Raw genomic sequence first — 16101 nt, 5'->3', positions numbered from 1 at the left:
TATCGTGCGGGCATGACGAGTTTCCCGCGTCCCGCCACCGACCTCTCCGCCGACGAGGCCCGCCGCATCGCCCTCCGCGCCCAGGGTTTCCTGGGCGCCCCGGACCGCAGGTCCGGCGTCCGCGGAGTCCTGCGGCACCTGGGCGCGGTCCAGCTCGACACGATCTCCGTCCTCGCCCGCTCCCACGAACTCATCCCGTACGCCCGGCTGGGCGCGGTGGGCCGCGGCACGGTGGACGAGGCGTACTGGACACCGGGTGCCGGCGGCGCCCCTCACGCCTTCGAGTACTGGTCCCACGCGGCCTGCATCCTCCCCATCGAGGAGTGGCCGCACTTCGCCTTCCGCCGCCGCGCCTACCGCGCCCGCCCGCATTGGAACCACGCCCTGCCGGACGGCACCTACGACCAGGTCATCAAGCAGCTCCGCACCGAAGGCCCCCTCACGGCCACGGACTTGGGCGGCGCGAAGAAGACCAGCGAGTGGTGGGACTGGTCGGGCACGAAGGTCGCCGTGGAGCGCGCGCTGATGTACGGCGAGGTGGTGTGCACCGAGCGCCGCGGCTGGAAGCGGGTGTACGACCTCGCGGAGCGCGCCGTCCCCGACGCCCTGCTCCATGACGAGCTGGACGACGCGGAGTGCCTGCGCCGCCTGGTCCGCCTCGCGGGCCAGTCCCTGGGCGTCGGCACCCGCGCGGACATCGCCGACTACCACCGCCTCAGGGGCGAGCAGGTCGACGCGGTGATCGCGGACTCGGGGCTGGTCCCGGTGGCCGTGGAGGGCTGGGGCAAGCCGGCCTGGGCCGATCCGGCGGCGCTGGAGACGACGCCGCGCGGCCGTCACCGTACGACGCTGCTGTCCCCGTTCGACTCGCTCGTCTGGGAGCGGGCCCGGACGGAGCGCATCTTCGGTTTCACCCACCGCCTGGAGGCGTACACGCCCAAGCCGAAGCGGGTCTACGGCTATTTCGCGATGCCGGTCCTCGCCGGCGGCCGACTGGTCGGCCGGGTGGATCCCGCCCGGGAGGGACGCACCCTGGTCGCCAAACAGGTCACCCTGGACGGCGCCAAGGCGGTGCCCGCCGTGGCCCAGGCCCTGGTGGAGGCCGCCGGCTGGGTGGACTGCACGAGCGTGCGCGTGGAGCGGGTGGACGCGCCCGAGCTGCGCGACCCGCTGGCGAGGGAGCTGACGCGCGCCCTCGGGTGACGACACCGGACCGGCCAGCCCCGTGGCGACGGACCGGGCGGGCGGCGTCGTGGGCCGGACCCGGCGGACGACATCGTGGGGACGGAGCGGCCGGACCGCGCGCCGAGCGGGCGCCGGCCGTGCGACGGCACCGCACCGCCCTCGCCACGCCACGCACCACCCCCCGCGGCGCGGCGCGGTGTGTGCGGCTAGCGGATCTCGAGGATCTTCTCCCGCATCGCGTACACCACCGCTTCCATCCGGGAGTGCAGCTGGAGCTTCTCCAGGATGTTGCGCACGTGGTTCTTCACCGTGTTCTCGGAGATGAACAACTCCTTGGCGATATCCCGGTTGTTCATGCCGGTCGCGACGAGCTTGAGAACTTCCAGTTCGCGATCGGTGAGCCGCGGCGCGGGCACCAGCCTGCGCTCGTCGGTCCGCTGGATCATCGACTTGAACTCGGTGAGCAGTTTCGACGCCATCGAAGGGCTGATCTGCGACTGACCGTCCGCCACCGCGCGAATGGCCGTGGCCACCTCGTCCGTGGAGATCTCCTTGAGGAGATATCCGGTCGCACCGGCCTTGATCGCGTCGTAGAGGTCGGCCTCCTCGTCGCTGATCGTCAGCATGATGATCTTCGCGCTGGGGGCCACCTCCTTGATGGAGGTGCATGCCTCGATGCCGCCCCTTTTCGGCATGCGTACGTCCATCAGCACGATGTCCGGAAGCAGGTCGGCCGCCTTGTCGACCGCCTCCGCCCCGTCACCCGCCTCGCCGACGACCTGGATGTCCTCCTCGGCCGCGAGCACGATCTCCAGACCGCGGCGGAAGAGGGCGTGGTCGTCCACGACGAGGACACGGATGGGCTCCTTGCGCGAGGCGCCCGCGTCCGGACTCGTGCCGACGAGCCCGCCGTCGGCATCCTCGGCACGCATCGGTCCGAAGCTGTCCGCCATCGTTCCTCCCCCTGAAGGCCGTGGCCTGTGTTCCTGTGCCATCGCCAACCCAAGGCAACGGCCCCCCGGTTGGGGCCGGTGCGGTCATGATTTCATGCCCGGACGACAGTGGGGTGACAGAGCGGGTCGTGAAGTGGTCGCACACCGGTGCCCCTGGGGGCGCACGCGCGCACCAGGGGCACCGGCTCAGTCGTCATCGGAGCGGGTCTAGCCGCCGAGCGCACCGCCCGGCGCGGCCGATCCGGCCTGGGTGACCATCGGGTCCGTATTGAGGTGGATGACGCCGTAGTCGTACGCGTGCCGCCGATAGACGACACTCGGCTCCTTGGTCTCGGAGTCGACGAACAGATAGAAGTCGTGCCCGACCAGCTCCATCTCGTAGAGCGCCTGGTCGAGCGTCATCGGGGCGGCCACGTGGGTCTTCTCCCGGACGACGAGGGGCCCTTCTCCCATGACCTCGAGGGAGCCGATCTTCTTGGTCGGCACGCTGTCGGGCTCGTCCTCGTGGACAACACTCCCGTTCCCGTTCAGTGTCGCGGCACCCGGGACGTGGTCGGCGACCTCGGCTGCCGAGAGCCGACCGTTGCCACGACGGGTGTAGCGCTTGTCGTGCTGCTTGCGCAGCCGGGCTTCGAGCTTGTCCGCCGCCAGGTCGAGTGCTGCATACGGGTCGCTCGCCGCTGCCTCCGCCCGGATCACCGGACCGCGGGAGCGGAGCGTGATCTCCACTCGGTCACAACGGTCGGCCTGCCGGGGGTTGGGCTCCTTGGACACCTCGACGTCGAGGCTGATCACCTTGCCATCGAGCTTCTGGATCTTCTCCAGCTTCAGCTTCTCGGCCACGTGCTTGCGGAACCGCTCGGGCACCTCGGTCTTGCGGCCCTTGACGACGATGTCCACGCAGAACTCCGTTCCCGGATAGCCCCGCTCCACAGGCGGAGCATCTCCCTTTTGCACCAGATCCCGGTGAGCCCCGGAACCTCGGACTCGGTGACTTTCACCTCCTCCTCCCCCATGGGCAAGATCTACACCCCATGGCGGGCGGGTGATTCAGAAACCCGCAGCACGGCATTCGGATATACGAGGTGTGGCCAGCGCCGTTGCCTCACAACCGAACATATCTCGCGCGGGCGGATGTCGTCACCCTCTACTGCGGCGTACCTCCGTTCAGGTGAATTGACCTGGTCATTACCAGCAACGATGGAAGTTCTCAGTCAGTTCCGGTTGATTTCGAAACCATCCGGCGACGCCGCGACCACAGCGGCACAAATCATGGCGCCGGCTCCGTTCGCGTCCGTCTTTCCCCGGGCTGCCGGATTCCGGCCCTCGCCCTCTGTCGTTGCCTCAGTCATCCGTTTCCCCGCTCGTCTCCGGATCCGTTCTCCCGTTGCTTCCCCGGCTTCCCTTCCGTATGCATCCGCGCCCGCCACCGCCACCCGTACGGCGCGCGCCGCCTCGGCCAAGGACGCTCCCGTCGTCATCAGGTCGTCCACCAGCACCACCCGTCCTGCGCCCGCCAGCAGCCGGTCGCCTCCCGTGGCGACCTCCAGCGCGCCCGCGAGATTGTGCCGCCGCTGCCGGGAGTCGAGTCCCGCCTGGTCGGCCACCACGCGACGCTGCCGCAGCACAGTCAGCACCCGGACCGGCGCCCCGGTGCGCCGCAGTTCTCCGGCGGCCGCGAGAGCGATCCGACGTGCCGGATCGTGGCCGCGCGCCCGCACCGCCCGCCGCGAGGAGGGCACCGGAACCAGCAGCACGGGTCCCCGCCCGCCGGCGGACCCCAGCCACCCGCTGCCCTCGCTCAGAGGCCCACCCGAGGCCGCCGCACGCCTGCGTGGGTCCAGGGGGCTCGGATGCTCCAGAGCCGCCCTCACAGCCCCCGCCAGGGCCGTTCCCAGTGGTGTCGCCAGTGTCAGTGCCCCCCGTTCCTTGTGCGCGAGGAGTACCGCGCGCACCTCGTCCTCGTACGGGGCCGCCGCGTGCACGACCGGCAGCCCGGGCGGCGCCGGATCCGGGCGCACCCGGCGCGGTGCGGCCCCGCTCAGGGCGGCACGGCACTCCGGGCAGAGCACCGCGCGAGGTCTCCCGCAGCCTCCGCACTCGGCCGGCAGCACCAGGTCGGTGAGGTCCTGCCACCACGCCCGCATGTCCACCACTGTGCCAACAGCACGGCCCACCGGCCACCCCTGTGGACAACCACCTGTGGACAACCGGACACCCGTCACCCGCGGGGCTGACCCTCGACCGACAGACCTGGCGGACCGACCCACGGAGCCCCACGGACCGCCAGGGAACGCGGACAGTTCCCCCACGCAACGCGATCAGGGCCGCCCCGGAACCACGGGACGACCCCACCTCGACACGGACACGGAGGACACGGACACGGCAGGGAACCGGGCCGACCTACCCGGGGTAGACCGGCGCCGTGCCGTTCTTGACGACCTTCTGCCACTGCTCCCCGGACGACAGCCGCACGATCCCGTCCTCCTCCGAGTGCGCCACCAGAGGCAGCCGCTCGTCCTCGGACGCGGCGATCTCCTTCACCCCCGTCAGCGCGGAGGGCGCGGCGCCCACCGGAGTGGAGCCGTCGACCTGGACGTACCGCATCTGCAGCACCCCCTCGGATTCCCGCCCGACGACCACGAGCCGGCTGTCCCCGGCCCACGACATGGCCGTGACCTCCTCCAGCTGCGGTGCGACCGAGTGCAGTTCGAAGACCGAGACGCTGGGCCGCTCACCGGCGTCCCGGTCGATGCGCCCGATCTGCAGGGAGCTCTTGCCGTCCTTCTCGACGATCAGCGCGATCCGCACCCCGTCGGCGGCCACCCGCACCGCCTGGATCCGCCCGTCGAGTCCCGGCGTCGAGACCTCCAGCGGTTCGCCCGCGCCCTTCTCCAGCAGCAGCAACCGGGGTTTCGCGGGATCGCGGTCCGCCACCCACAGGTCGCCCCGGCCGTCCCAACTGGGCGTCGTCAGCCGGTCCTGCGGCGTCCTGCCCTGGCTGCGCAGCACCGCGTCCCCGAGCGAGGCGCCCGACACCAGCGAGCCGACGTACAGCGAACTCCCGTCCGCCGACACGCCGGCCGCGCTGTCCTCGTCCCGTGACACCGCGGCGGCCCGCAGCTTCCTGCCGCCGTCGCCCAGCGCGCCGGGCACCGGCTCGGGCTCCTTGCCGCCGCCGGCGCTGGGCAGCCGTACGAGGCGCTGCTTGCCGTCGATGAAGTACTCGAACTCGGGATGCTCGGCCGTACCGTGCGAAGCGATGATCTCGGCGTGGTTCTCGGTGAGCACGCACAGCTGCGAACCGTTCGACCGCTGCAGCTCCACCTCGTCGACCCCCGTGGGCGTCAGGTCCCGGAAGGTGAGCAGGAGTTGGGCCGCCATCCTTTCGCACTGGGCCTCGTTGACGTGGTCGGCTCTGCGGTTCAGCGGGACCGTCACGCGGTTGCGGTCGTCGGGCGACAGCGAGGTGACGCCCTCCTTCAGATCCGTACCGGACGGGAAGCTCGACGTCACCACCGGATCGAGCCAGCGCGTGGGCCCCTTCAACAGCGCCCGGGCCATCTCGGTCATCGGGTCCACCTTCTCGCGCACGTAGACCGGATCGGCGACGGTCCCCAGCTGTCCGGCCGACCCTGCGGGCGCGTTCGAGGCGAAGTAGTACTTGTTGACGGACACGTAGTTGCGCTGGAAGTCGGAGTTGCCCATCACCACGCCCTGCGGCAGCCCGTCGATGCGCCACTGCTTGGTGTCCTTCTGCCGGGTGAGGTGCACCGTCGCGTGGTATGCGGCCGAGTCCGGCGTGTACGCGTGCTGGTCGTTGACCGTGGCGACCTTGGTCCCGGCCAGCACGTAGGAGTAGCTGCCGTCGCTGCCGTCCGCGTTCACCTGCTGCTGGCGGTTGGCGTCGGGGCCGTCGGTGAGGACGGTGGTGGAGCTGAAGGGGTCCCAGGTCTTGCGGGCGGCCGGCGTCAGGTACTTGAGCGCCGTCTTGTACTGCGCGTCGTCACTGGTCAGCGCCTCCAGGAAGCCCTGCACGATCTCGGCGGGCCGGGCGTCCTCGCGCGGCGGCAGTGCGAAGACGCGGACCTGCGAGTCCTGCCGCGGCGTGGACTCGACGCCGCGCAGATCCCCGCTGTCCGGCATCGAGGCGCACCCCGTCAGCAGCAGCGCACCACAGCCGAGGTACACCCCCACGCGTACGGGAATCAGCCGGCCGCTCCCCTCGCGGTCAGCGCCCACGGAATGTCTCCCCTTGTCCGAGCTCTTCGTGCTGCCCGAGCTCCTCGTGCTCGCCGCGGTCCTCCGCGGTCCGCTCCCCACCCGCGGCCGGTGTGCCGTCCGGCCGTCGCACGGCCCCGGCGGGCCGCGGTACCACGCGTGCGCCGTTGCCCGGCAGCGCCGTCGGATCGGCCGTGGGCGACACCCCGGCCATGCGCGACTCCATGGACGTGCGCGGCGGCATCGGGGGCGGTGCGTGACCGCCCGTGGACTGCGCCGGCACCGTGGCGAGTTTGCCGCCACCGCCGGAGGGCAGTCCCGCTTCGCTCAGTCCACGATTGCGCCGTGAATCCTTGGGCTCCAGGGGTATCGGGGACCCCCGCAGCGGCTCGTCCGCCGTCCGCGGCAGCGTCAGCCGGAACTGCGACCCACCGCCCGGTTCGCCCCACGCCTGGAGCCAGCCGCCGTGCAGCCTGGCGTCCTCCAGGGCGATCGACAGCCCGAGTCCGGTACCGCCGGTGGTCCGCGCCCGGGCCGGGTCCGCGCGCCAGAAGCGGCTGAAGACCCGGGTCGCCTCGCCGGGCTTGAGGCCCACGCCGTAGTCGCGCACCGCGATCGCGACCGCTCCGCCCGCCGCGGCCAGCTTGACCACGACCTCCTTGCCGTCGCCGTGCTCCACGGCGTTGACGACGAGATTGCGCAGCACCCGCTCCACCCGCCGGGCGTCCGCCTCGGCGATCACGGGCTGCGCGTCGCCGACGATCCGGATCGGGGATCCCTTGCGCTCGGCGAGCGGCTCGGCTCCGCTGACCACCCTGCGTACGACCTCCCTGAGGTCGATCGCGTCGGCCTCCAGCGCCGCCGCGCCCGCGTCGAACCGGCTGATCTCCAGCAGGTCCGCGAGCAGCGTCTCGAAACGGTCCAGCTGATCGGCGAGCAGCTCGGCCGACCGGGCGGTCATCGGATCGAAGTCCACGCGCGCGTCGTGGATGACGTCGGCCGCCATCCGGACGGTCGTCAGCGGCGTGCGCAGCTCGTGCGACACGTCCGACACGAAGCGGCGCTGCATCCGCGACAGGTCCTCCAGCTGCTGGATCTTCAGCTGGAGGTTCTGCGCCATCTTGTTGAAGGCCTCACCGAGCCGCGCGATGTCGTCCTCGCCGGTGACCTTCATCCGTTCCTGGAGATGGCCGGCGGACAGCCGCTCGGCGATGCCGGCCGCCATCCGCACCGGCGTGACGACCTGGCGCACCACGAGCCAGGCGATGGCCCCCAGCAGCACCACGACGAACAGCCCCGCCGTCGCGAGCGTCCCCTTGACGAGGCTCAGCGACTTCTCCTCCTGCGTCAGCGGGAAGAGGTAGTAGAGCTGGTACGGGTCTCCGTTGGGGTCGTTGACCTGCTTGCCGACGACCAGCGCGGGCTGCGACTGCGTGCCGTCCTTGTACACGACACGGGTGTAGCTCTGGGCCGCCAGCGTGCTGCTGTCGACGCGGGCCCGCAGGTTCTCCGGCACGCTCAGCGTCGGATCGACGTCGCCCGAGGAGCGCGGCCCGAGCCCGGCGCCGCCGGAACCGGCCGCGGTGGAACTGAGCGTCACCACGTCGAAGGCACCCTGGCCACCGCTGGAGAGGGACACCACGAGGTCGCTCATCCACTGGCTGACGTTCTTGGAGGGGCGGTCGTCCGTGCCGGACCCGGCGTCACCGTTGGCCGTGGCGGTCGCGTCCGCCTTCTGCTTGGCCACCGAGAAACCACCGGTCGCCTGGCTCTGCGACGCCTTCACCTTGGCGTCCAGCAGTCCGTTGCGCACCTGCCCGATCACGACGAAGCCGAGCAGCAGGACAACGCCCAGCGACATCAGGAGCGTCGTGACGACGATCTTGAGCTGGATGTTGCGCCGCCACAGCCGCATCACCGGCAGCAGCGGACGGCGCACCCAGCGCATGAGCAGCCGGAGGATCGGGCTGCCCTTGACTCCGCCCTGGAGCAGCCCGCCCGCCATGAGCCGCTCCCAGCCGGAGCCCGTCATGTTCCGGCCGACAGGCCGCTCCGCGCGGTTCCCCGGCTGTCCGGGCGCCGAAGCGGCACTGTCCCTGGACACGTCAGCTCGGTCCCGCCTTGTAACCGACTCCGCGGACGGTCACCACGATCTCCGGCCGCTCCGGGTCCTTCTCGACCTTGGAGCGCAGCCGCTGGACGTGGACGTTCACCAGACGGGTGTCCGCCGCGTGCCGGTAGCCCCACACCTGCTCCAGGAGCACCTCACGCGTGAACACCTGCCAGGGCTTGCGCGCCAGCGCCACCAGGAGGTCGAACTCCAGCGGCGTCAGTGCGATCGACTGCCCTTCCCGCTTCACAGAGTGACCGGCGACGTCGATCACGAGGTCGCCGATGGCCAGCTGTTCCGGCGCCGGCTCCTCGGAACGGCGCAGCCGCGCCCTGATCCGTGCCACCAGCTCCTTTGGCTTGAACGGCTTCACGATGTAGTCGTCGGCACCCGACTCGAGGCCCACCACGACGTCGACGGTGTCGCTCTTCGCCGTGAGCATCACGATCGGTACCCCGGACTCCGCCCTGATCAGGCGGCACACCTCGATGCCGTCCCGGCCGGGAAGCATCAGGTCCAGAAGCACCAGATCGGGCTTGGTCTCACGGAAAGCGGCCAGCGCCTTGTCGCCGTCGGCTACGAAAGACGGCTCAAAACCTTCACCACGCAACACGATGCCGAGCATCTCGGCCAGTGCGGTGTCGTCATCGACGACAAGGACTCGTCCCTTCATAAACGACATCATCCCATTAACTAAATCGTTACCTGGCGTGACCTGTCACACAGCTCGGCAAGCGCCTCAGCCGTCACGGGCGAAACAACGCCCTCTTCGGTCACGATCGCCGTCACCAACTCGGGCGGCGTCACATCGAATGCCGGGTTGTACGCCTGGGTTCCCAGGGGTGCCACCGGTATCCCGCCTCCCGCTTCCACTCCCACCACCGGCACCTGCGGCGCCGTGAGCTCGGTCACTTCATGACCGGCGCGCTGCTCGACCTCGATGGATGCTCCGTCCGGGGTGTCCGGATCCACCGTCGTCAGCGGCGCCACCACGATGAACGGCACATGGTGGTACCTGGCCAGCACCGCGAGCGGATAGCTCCCCACCTTGTTCGCCACCGAACCGTCGGCGGCGATCCGATCGGCCCCCACGAGCACCGCGTCCACCTCACCCGCCGCGAACAGGGATCCCGCCGCGTTGTCCGTGAGCAAGGTGTACGCCATTCCGTTGCGCGCCGCTTCGTAGGCCGTCAGGCGAGCACCTTGCAGCAACGGACGCGTTTCGTCCACCCACAGCCGCCGCAGCTGCCCCACCCGGTGCGCCGCGAGGGCCACCGCGAACGCCGTGCCCTCCCCGCCGGACACCAGCGCCCCGGTGTTGCAGTGGGTCAGAATCCGGTGGCCGCCGCCCGGCAGCAGCTCGTCCAGCAGCGCCAGCCCGTGCACGGCCATCCGGGCACTGGCCCGGGCGTCCTCCCGGTGCAGCGCCCGTGCCGCGGCGAGCGCCGCCTCCCCGGCCGCCCGCTGATCACCGCCGTCCGCGAGTGCTCCTCGGTACGCCGCCTGCGCCCGGCGCACCCCCACGGCGAGGTTCACCGCCGTCGGCCGGGCCCCGGCCAGCGCACGGGCGGCGTCCTCGACGTCGAAGCCGCGCACGGCGGCGAGCGCGACACCGTACGCCCCGGCGATGCCGAGCAGCGGCGCACCGCGCACGGCCAGCGTGCGGATGGCCTCCACCAGCGCGGGGGCATCCGTGCACACCAGCTCGACTTCCTCGGCCGGCAGCCGTGTCTGATCGAGAAGGACCACTACAGGCCCTTCGGGTGGTTCGTCCCAGCGGATCGCCGGTATCTCCATCGGCCCGTCGTGCTCGCGGGATTGCGCGTACTGATCAGCCATCCGCCCAGTCTGCCCCGTACCCGGCGGACAATTGAAGATGTGCAGCCCATACTGCGGCCGGTCCCTGCCGGGCACACCGTGGCACGATGGCTGCCAACCTGCCGCCGCGTCCCGCGGACGGGCACCGTGAAGGAGCGACGATGAACGACACTCCGGGCTGGGCCTCGCCCGGATCCGCCCCCTCCGACGGGCAGGAGCCGGACGGCTCCGGCACCGCGCAGCCCACGGAGCGGCCCTCGGCCCCGGGCGGCACCAACCAGCCGGAGCCGCCGTCGAAGTGGTCCAAGGAGCAGCCCCCGGCCGGCCAGTGGTCCGCTCCGAGCCCCCAGGGGCCCGGCCGGACCTCGCCACCGCCCCCGCCCGGCACCGGCCGGGCCGCCGGGGCCGGCCGGCCGCCCGGCCCCGGCGGCCCGGCGGGCCAGGGCGGCGGCTACGGAGCCTGGGGCGGCCCCGGCCGTGGGCCAGGGGGTCCCGCAGGCTGGGGCGGCAACTGGGGCGGCCCGCCCCCCGCCGCCAAGCCCGGCGTCATCCCGCTGCGCCCGCTCGGCGTCGGCGAGATCCTCGACGGCGCGGTCTCCACGATGCGCACGTACTGGCGCACGGTGCTCGGCATCTCGCTGACCGTCGCCGTCGTCACGGAGGTCGCGGTCGTCCTGCTCCGGGGCTTCTTCCTGGACGACAACGCCGGCGCCGACGCCCTCAACGACCCGAGCGCCACCGTCGGCGAACTGAGCCACGCCCTCGGCGCCGCCATGCTCAGTTCCGGCGTCGTCCTGCTCATCACCCTGCTCGGCACCATCGTCGCGACGGCGCTGCTCACCTCCGTCACCAGTCGCGCGGTGCTCGGCAAGCCCGTCACCGCCACCGAGGCCTGGCGGGACGCCCGGCCCCAGCTGCTGAAACTGTTCGGTCTGACCTTCCTGCTGCCGCTCCTCGCCGGCGCGATCATCGGCGTCGGCGTCCTGCCGGGTGTGATCATCGCGTTCGCCGGCGCGAGCGGCGCCGGCGCCGCGCTCGCCGTCCTCGGCGGACTCGGCGCGGCCGTCGTCGCCCTCTGGCTGATGATCCGCTTCTCGCTCGCCTCGCCCGCGCTCATGCTGGAGAAGCAGGGCGTCCTCAAGTCGATGAGCCGCTCCGCGAAGCTCGTCCGCGGCTCCTGGTGGCGGATCTTCGGCATCCAGCTGCTCGCCACGATCATCGCCAACATCGTCGCGGCGATCGTCGTCGTCCCGTTCTCCATCCTCGCCGCCGCCCTCAGCGGCAACGGCATCAGCGGCTTCCTCAACAGCGGCAACGGCAGCCTCGGCTGGACGTTCCTCGTCATCAGCGGGATCGGCTCGGTCATCGGGTCCATGCTCACCTTCCCGATCACCGCGGGCGTCACCGTGCTCCTCTACATCGACCAGCGCATCCGCCGCGAGGCCCTCGACCTCGACCTGGCCCGCGCCGCCGGCGTACAGGACTACGAGTCCCACGCCCCCGGCACCACTGCGGGGAGCTGACGGAGTGAGTCCCGCGGGGGGAGTTCTCACAGCGCTGCGAGCGCTGCCGCACACCGGCGCCGCGGCCGTCCTCGCGCTGCCGCACGGCGGCGACGAACCACCGGTGACGATCCCGCGCGACCCCGCGCGGGAGGCGGCCAGGCGCGAACTGTCCAAGCCGATGTACCACCAGAACGAACCCAGCCTGGTCCAACGCGCCCTGAACGCCTTCTGGGACTGGGTCGGCAAACTGTTCGGGGCCGCTTCCTCCGCGACCCCCGGCGGCACCCTCGGCCTCCTCGTGATCGTGCTGGTCGTACTCGCCGTCGCCGCCGCCCTCTGGTGGCGCCTGGGCACCCCGCGGCGCACACCCACCTCGTCCGCCGCGCTGTTCGACGACCGCCCCCGCAGCGCCGCCGAACACCGCGCGGCGGCAGAGGCCCACGCCGCCCAGGGCCACTGGAACCAGGCCGTCCAGGAACGCATGCGCGCCCTCGTCCGCTCCCTGGAGGAACGCACCCTCCTCGACCCGCGCCCCGGCCGCACGGCGGACGAGGCGGCCGCCGAGGCGGGCCGCACCCTGCCCGGACACACGGACCGACTGCGCGCCGCCGCCCGCGACTTCGACGACGTCACGTACGGCGGACGGCCCGCCGACTCCCGCACGTACGGCCGCCTCACCGAGCTCGACCGCGATCTGGAGCGCAGCAAACCCGTGCTCACCGGCAGCGCCCACCCCACCGGCCACGGAGCCGCCTCATGACCGAGGCCGCCCTCCCCTCCACCTCGGCCTCGCCCACCGCCCGCCAGGTGTGGACCCGCGCCCGGGGAATCACCCTCGCGGTCGTGATCCTGCTGGCCGCCGCGGTGGCGATCGCCGCGATCCGATCCGGCGCCCAGCACGGCCGCCTCGACCCACGCTCCGCCGACCCCTACGGCAGCCGCGCCACCGCCGAACTCCTGGGCGACCGCGGCGTCTCCACCCGCGTGGTCACCACCCTGGACGAGGCCCGCGCGGCGGCCGGCCCCGACACCACCCTGCTCGTCGCCGCCCCCGACCTGCTCACCGACAGCCAGCAGACCGGCCTCCACCGGGCCACCGCGAGCTCCGGCGGCCGCACGATCCTGATCGCCCCCGACGCTCCCTCCCTCGGCACCCTCGCCCCCGGCGTCACCGCCGACCCCGCGATCAGTTTCGACTCGACGCTCCCGCCCGGCTGCGACCTGCCGGCCGCCCGGCGCGCGGGCAGCGCCGACACCGGTGGCATCCGCTACACCACCACCGACCTCGGCGCCGACTCCTGCTACCCCAGCGAGGGCCTGCCCACCCTGCTGCGCATCCCGGCAGCCTCCGGGAACGGCGACACCGTCGTCGTCGGCGCCCCCGACATCCTCTACAACAAGCGTCTCGACAAGCAGGGCAACGCCTCGCTCGCCCTCCAACTGCTCGGTTCCCGCCCCCACCTGGTCTGGTACCTCCCCTCGCTCTCCGACACCTCGGCGACCGACACGGGCCGCAAGACCTTCTTCGACCTGCTCCCCTCGGGCTGGCTCTGGGGCACCCTGCAGCTCTTCATCGCGGCAGCCCTGGCCGCCTTCTGGCGAGCACGCCGGCTCGGGCCCCTCGTGTCCGAACGCCTGCCCGTCGCGATCCGCGCCTCCGAAACCGTCGAGGGCCGCGCCCGCCTCTACCGCAAGGCCAACGCCCGCGACCGCGCCGCCGGCGCCCTGCGCTCCACCACCCGCACCCGCCTCGCCCCCCTCGTCGGCGTGTCCCCCGCCCAGGCACACACGCCCGAGGCCCTGCTCCCCGCCCTGTCCGCCCAGCTCCACGGCGACGGACAGACCTCCCTGCACTCCCTCCTCTTCGGGCCGCCGCCCCGCGACGACGCGGCCCTCGTCTCCCTCGCCGACCGACTAGACGCCCTCGAAAGAGAGGTACGCCGTTCATGATGGCCCCGACCACTGACAACGCCGGGTACAGCGGGGATCCGGGCGCCGCCCGCGCCTCCCTGGAGGCCCTGCGCGCCGAGATCGCCAAAGCCGTGGTCGGCCAGGACCCCGCCGTCACCGGCCTCGTCGTCGCCCTCCTGTGCCGCGGACACGTGCTCCTCGAGGGAGTCCCCGGGGTCGCCAAGACGCTGCTCGTCCGCGCCCTGGCCTCGGCCCTGGAACTCGACACCAAGCGCGTCCAGTTCACCCCCGACCTGATGCCGAGCGACATCACCGGCTCGCTCGTCTACGACGCCCGCACCGCCGAGTTCTCCTTCCAGCCCGGCCCGGTCTTCACCAACCTGCTGCTGGCCGACGAGATCAACCGCACCCCGCCCAAGACGCAGTCGTCCCTCCTCGAGGCGATGGAGGAACGCCAGGTCACGGTCGACGGCACCCCCCGTCTGCTCCCCGAGCCCTTCCTCGTCGCGGCCACCCAGAACCCGGTCGAGTACGAGGGAACGTATCCCCTGCCGGAAGCCCAACTGGACCGCTTCCTGCTCAAGCTGACGATCCCTCTCCCCTCCCGCGAGGACGAGATCGACGTCCTCACCCGGCACGCCGAGGGATTCAACCCCCGCGACCTGCGTGCCGCCGGCGTACGCCCCGTGGCGGGCCCGGCCGACCTGGAAGCCGCGCGCGCCGCCGTCGCCAAGACCGCGGTCTCCCCCGAGATCACCGGCTATGTGGTGGACATCTGCCGCGCCACCCGCGAATCGCCCTCCCTCACCCTCGGTGTCTCCCCGCGCGGCGCGACGGCCCTCCTCGCGACGGCCCGCGCCTGGGCCTGGCTGACCGGCCGCGACTACGTCATCCCGGACGATGTGAAGGCCCTGGCCCTCCCCACGCTCCGCCATCGCGTCCAGCTGCGTCCCGAGGCCGAGATGGAGGGCGTGACCGCCGATTCGGTCATCAACGCGATCCTCGCCCACGTCCCCGTCCCCCGCTGATGGCACTCACCGGACGCGCGGCTCTCCTGGCGGCCCTCGGCACCCTCCCCATCGGCATCTGGGAGCCGAGCTGGACGGGCATTCTCGCCGTGAACGGCCCCCTGGCGCTGGCCTGCGCCTGCGACGCCGCGCTGGCCGCACCGGTACGCCGTCTCGGTCTGACCCGCTCCGGCGACACCTCGGTACGCCTGGGCGAGACCGCCGACGTCACGCTGACCGTCACCAACTCCTCGGGCCGCCCGCTGCGCGCCCGCCTCCGCGACGCCTGGCCCCCGAGCAGTTGGGAGCCCGGCACCGAGGTGGCCGCGTCCCGCCACGGCCTGAGCGTCCCGCCCGGTGAACGCCGCCGGCTGACGACCCGGCTGCGCCCCACCCGCCGCGGCGACCGGCACGCCGACCGCGTCACGATTCGCTCGTACGGTCCGCTCGGTCTGTTCTCCCGCCAGGGCAGCCACAAGGTCCCGTGGACGGTCCGGGTCCTGCCCCCGTTCACCAGCCGCAAGCATCTCCCGTCCAAACTGGCCCGGCTCCGCGAACTCGACGGCCGCACCAGCGTCCTGACCCGCGGCGAAGGCACCGAGTTCGACAGTCTGCGCGAGTACGTCCCTGGTGACGACACGCGGTCCATCGACTGGCGTGCCACGGCCCGCCACTCGACGGTCGCCGTCCGCACCTGGCGACCCGAGCGAGACCGCCACATCCTCCTGGTCCTCGACACGGGCCGCACCTCGGCGGGCCGTGTGGGTGACGTCCCGCGCCTCGACGCCTCTCTGGACGCGGCCCTGCTCCTCGCGGCACTGGCCTCACGGGCCGGCGACCGGGTGGACCTGCTCGCGTACGACCGCCGGGTACGCGCCCTCGTCCAGGGCCGCGCGGCGGGCGACGTCCTGCCTTCCCTGGTCGCCGCGATGGCCACTCTGGAGCCCGAGCTCGTGGAGACCGACGCCCGCGGCCTGACGGCCACCGCACTCCGTACGGCCCGGCGCCGTTCCCTGATCGTCCTGCTGACGACGTTGGACGCGGCCCCGGTCGAGGAGGGTCTGCTCCCCGTCCTCTCCCGTCTCACCCAGCGCCATACGGTCCTGGTGGCTTCGGTGGCCGATCCGCATATCGCCCGTATGGCGAGGGCCCGTGGAACCACCGACGCCGTGTACGAGGCGGCGGCAGCGGCCCACGCCCAGGCGGAACGCCGTCGCACGGCCGAGCAGTTGATGCGTCATGGAGTCACGGTCGTGGACGCGACGCCGGACGATCTGCCGCCCGCTCTCGCGGACGCATATCTGGCCCTGAAGGCGGCCGGACGCCTGTAAGCCGGCACAAAAAAGGGGCCTCTTGTTTCAAGAGGCCCCTCAAACAAAACGATCCCGAAC

At 72.1% G+C, this 16101-nt stretch carries 13 protein-coding genes; 6 read left to right on the top strand and 7 right to left on the bottom strand.

What is annotated here, in order from left to right:
* The first annotated feature begins 12 nt into the window (after positions 1-12).
* Entirely contained in the window at positions 13-1203 is a 1191-nt protein-coding gene (locus OG199_RS25330) for a winged helix-turn-helix domain-containing protein (protein WP_401810433.1), read from the top strand.
* 188 nt (positions 1204-1391) lie between these two features.
* Here the strand turns inward: OG199_RS25330 and OG199_RS25325 are convergent, their stop codons facing one another.
* From OG199_RS25325 to mtnA, 7 genes are all read right to left on the bottom strand, one after another.
* Positions 1392-2138 (bottom strand): response regulator transcription factor, encoded by a 747-nt coding sequence (locus OG199_RS25325; RefSeq protein ID WP_356803496.1) that lies wholly within the window; start codon positions 2136-2138, stop codon positions 1392-1394.
* Positions 2139-2345: 207 nt separating this feature from the next.
* Positions 2346-3038 (bottom strand): ribosome hibernation-promoting factor, HPF/YfiA family, encoded by a 693-nt coding sequence (hpf, locus tag OG199_RS25320; RefSeq protein ID WP_401810434.1) that lies wholly within the window; start codon positions 3036-3038, stop codon positions 2346-2348.
* 314 nt (positions 3039-3352) lie between these two features.
* The gene (locus tag OG199_RS25315) at positions 3353-4285 is read right to left on the bottom strand and encodes a ComF family protein (protein ID WP_405831390.1); all 933 of its coding nucleotides are present in this window, start codon (positions 4283-4285) and stop codon (positions 3353-3355) included.
* A 256-nt stretch (positions 4286-4541) separates the two neighbouring features.
* Positions 4542-6380, bottom strand: a complete 1839-nt coding sequence (locus OG199_RS25310) for an LpqB family beta-propeller domain-containing protein (RefSeq protein WP_356803491.1) — start codon at positions 6378-6380, stop codon at positions 4542-4544.
* On the bottom strand, positions 6370-8463 hold the full coding sequence (gene mtrB / locus OG199_RS25305; protein ID WP_405831389.1) for an MtrAB system histidine kinase MtrB: 2094 nt from the start codon (positions 8461-8463) through the stop codon (positions 6370-6372). The genes OG199_RS25310 and mtrB overlap by 11 nt, the downstream gene beginning before the upstream one ends.
* A 1-nt stretch (position 8464) precedes the next feature.
* A complete protein-coding gene (gene mtrA, locus OG199_RS25300; RefSeq protein WP_150136091.1) occupies positions 8465-9154 on the bottom strand; it encodes a two-component system response regulator MtrA in 690 nt (229 codons plus the stop codon).
* 8 nt (positions 9155-9162) lie between these two features.
* Positions 9163-10308 (bottom strand): S-methyl-5-thioribose-1-phosphate isomerase, encoded by a 1146-nt coding sequence (mtnA, locus tag OG199_RS25295; RefSeq protein WP_401810446.1) that lies wholly within the window; start codon positions 10306-10308, stop codon positions 9163-9165.
* 140 nt (positions 10309-10448) lie between these two features.
* On the opposite strand from mtnA, the gene OG199_RS25290 reads away from it, so the two are divergent.
* The 5 genes from OG199_RS25290 to OG199_RS25270 are packed head-to-tail and all read left to right on the top strand — an operon-like array spanning position 10449 to position 16041.
* Positions 10449-11810: a glycerophosphoryl diester phosphodiesterase membrane domain-containing protein gene (locus OG199_RS25290; RefSeq protein WP_405831386.1), complete on the top strand. Its 1362-nt coding sequence runs from the start codon at positions 10449-10451 to the stop codon at positions 11808-11810.
* A 4-nt stretch (positions 11811-11814) separates the two neighbouring features.
* On the top strand, positions 11815-12552 hold the full coding sequence (locus OG199_RS25285; protein WP_356809168.1) for a DUF4129 domain-containing protein: 738 nt from the start codon (positions 11815-11817) through the stop codon (positions 12550-12552).
* Entirely contained in the window at positions 12549-13742 is a 1194-nt protein-coding gene (locus tag OG199_RS25280) for a DUF4350 domain-containing protein (protein ID WP_405831384.1), read from the top strand. Before OG199_RS25285 ends, OG199_RS25280 begins: the two co-directional genes overlap by 4 nt.
* The gene (locus tag OG199_RS25275; RefSeq protein WP_356809170.1) at positions 13742-14731 is read left to right on the top strand and encodes a MoxR family ATPase; all 990 of its coding nucleotides are present in this window, start codon (positions 13742-13744) and stop codon (positions 14729-14731) included. The genes OG199_RS25280 and OG199_RS25275 overlap by 1 nt, the downstream gene beginning before the upstream one ends.
* Positions 14731-16041 (top strand): DUF58 domain-containing protein, encoded by a 1311-nt coding sequence (locus OG199_RS25270; RefSeq protein ID WP_405831383.1) that lies wholly within the window; start codon positions 14731-14733, stop codon positions 16039-16041. Before OG199_RS25275 ends, OG199_RS25270 begins: the two co-directional genes overlap by 1 nt.
* Positions 16042-16101 lie beyond the last annotated feature (60 nt).

Source organism: Streptomyces sp. NBC_01176 (assembly GCF_045039825.1).
In the GTDB taxonomy this organism is placed as follows: domain Bacteria; phylum Actinomycetota; class Actinomycetes; order Streptomycetales; family Streptomycetaceae; genus Streptomyces.
Note: the sequence above shows the minus strand (reverse complement) of the source record. Positions and strands in the feature narration are given on the sequence as shown.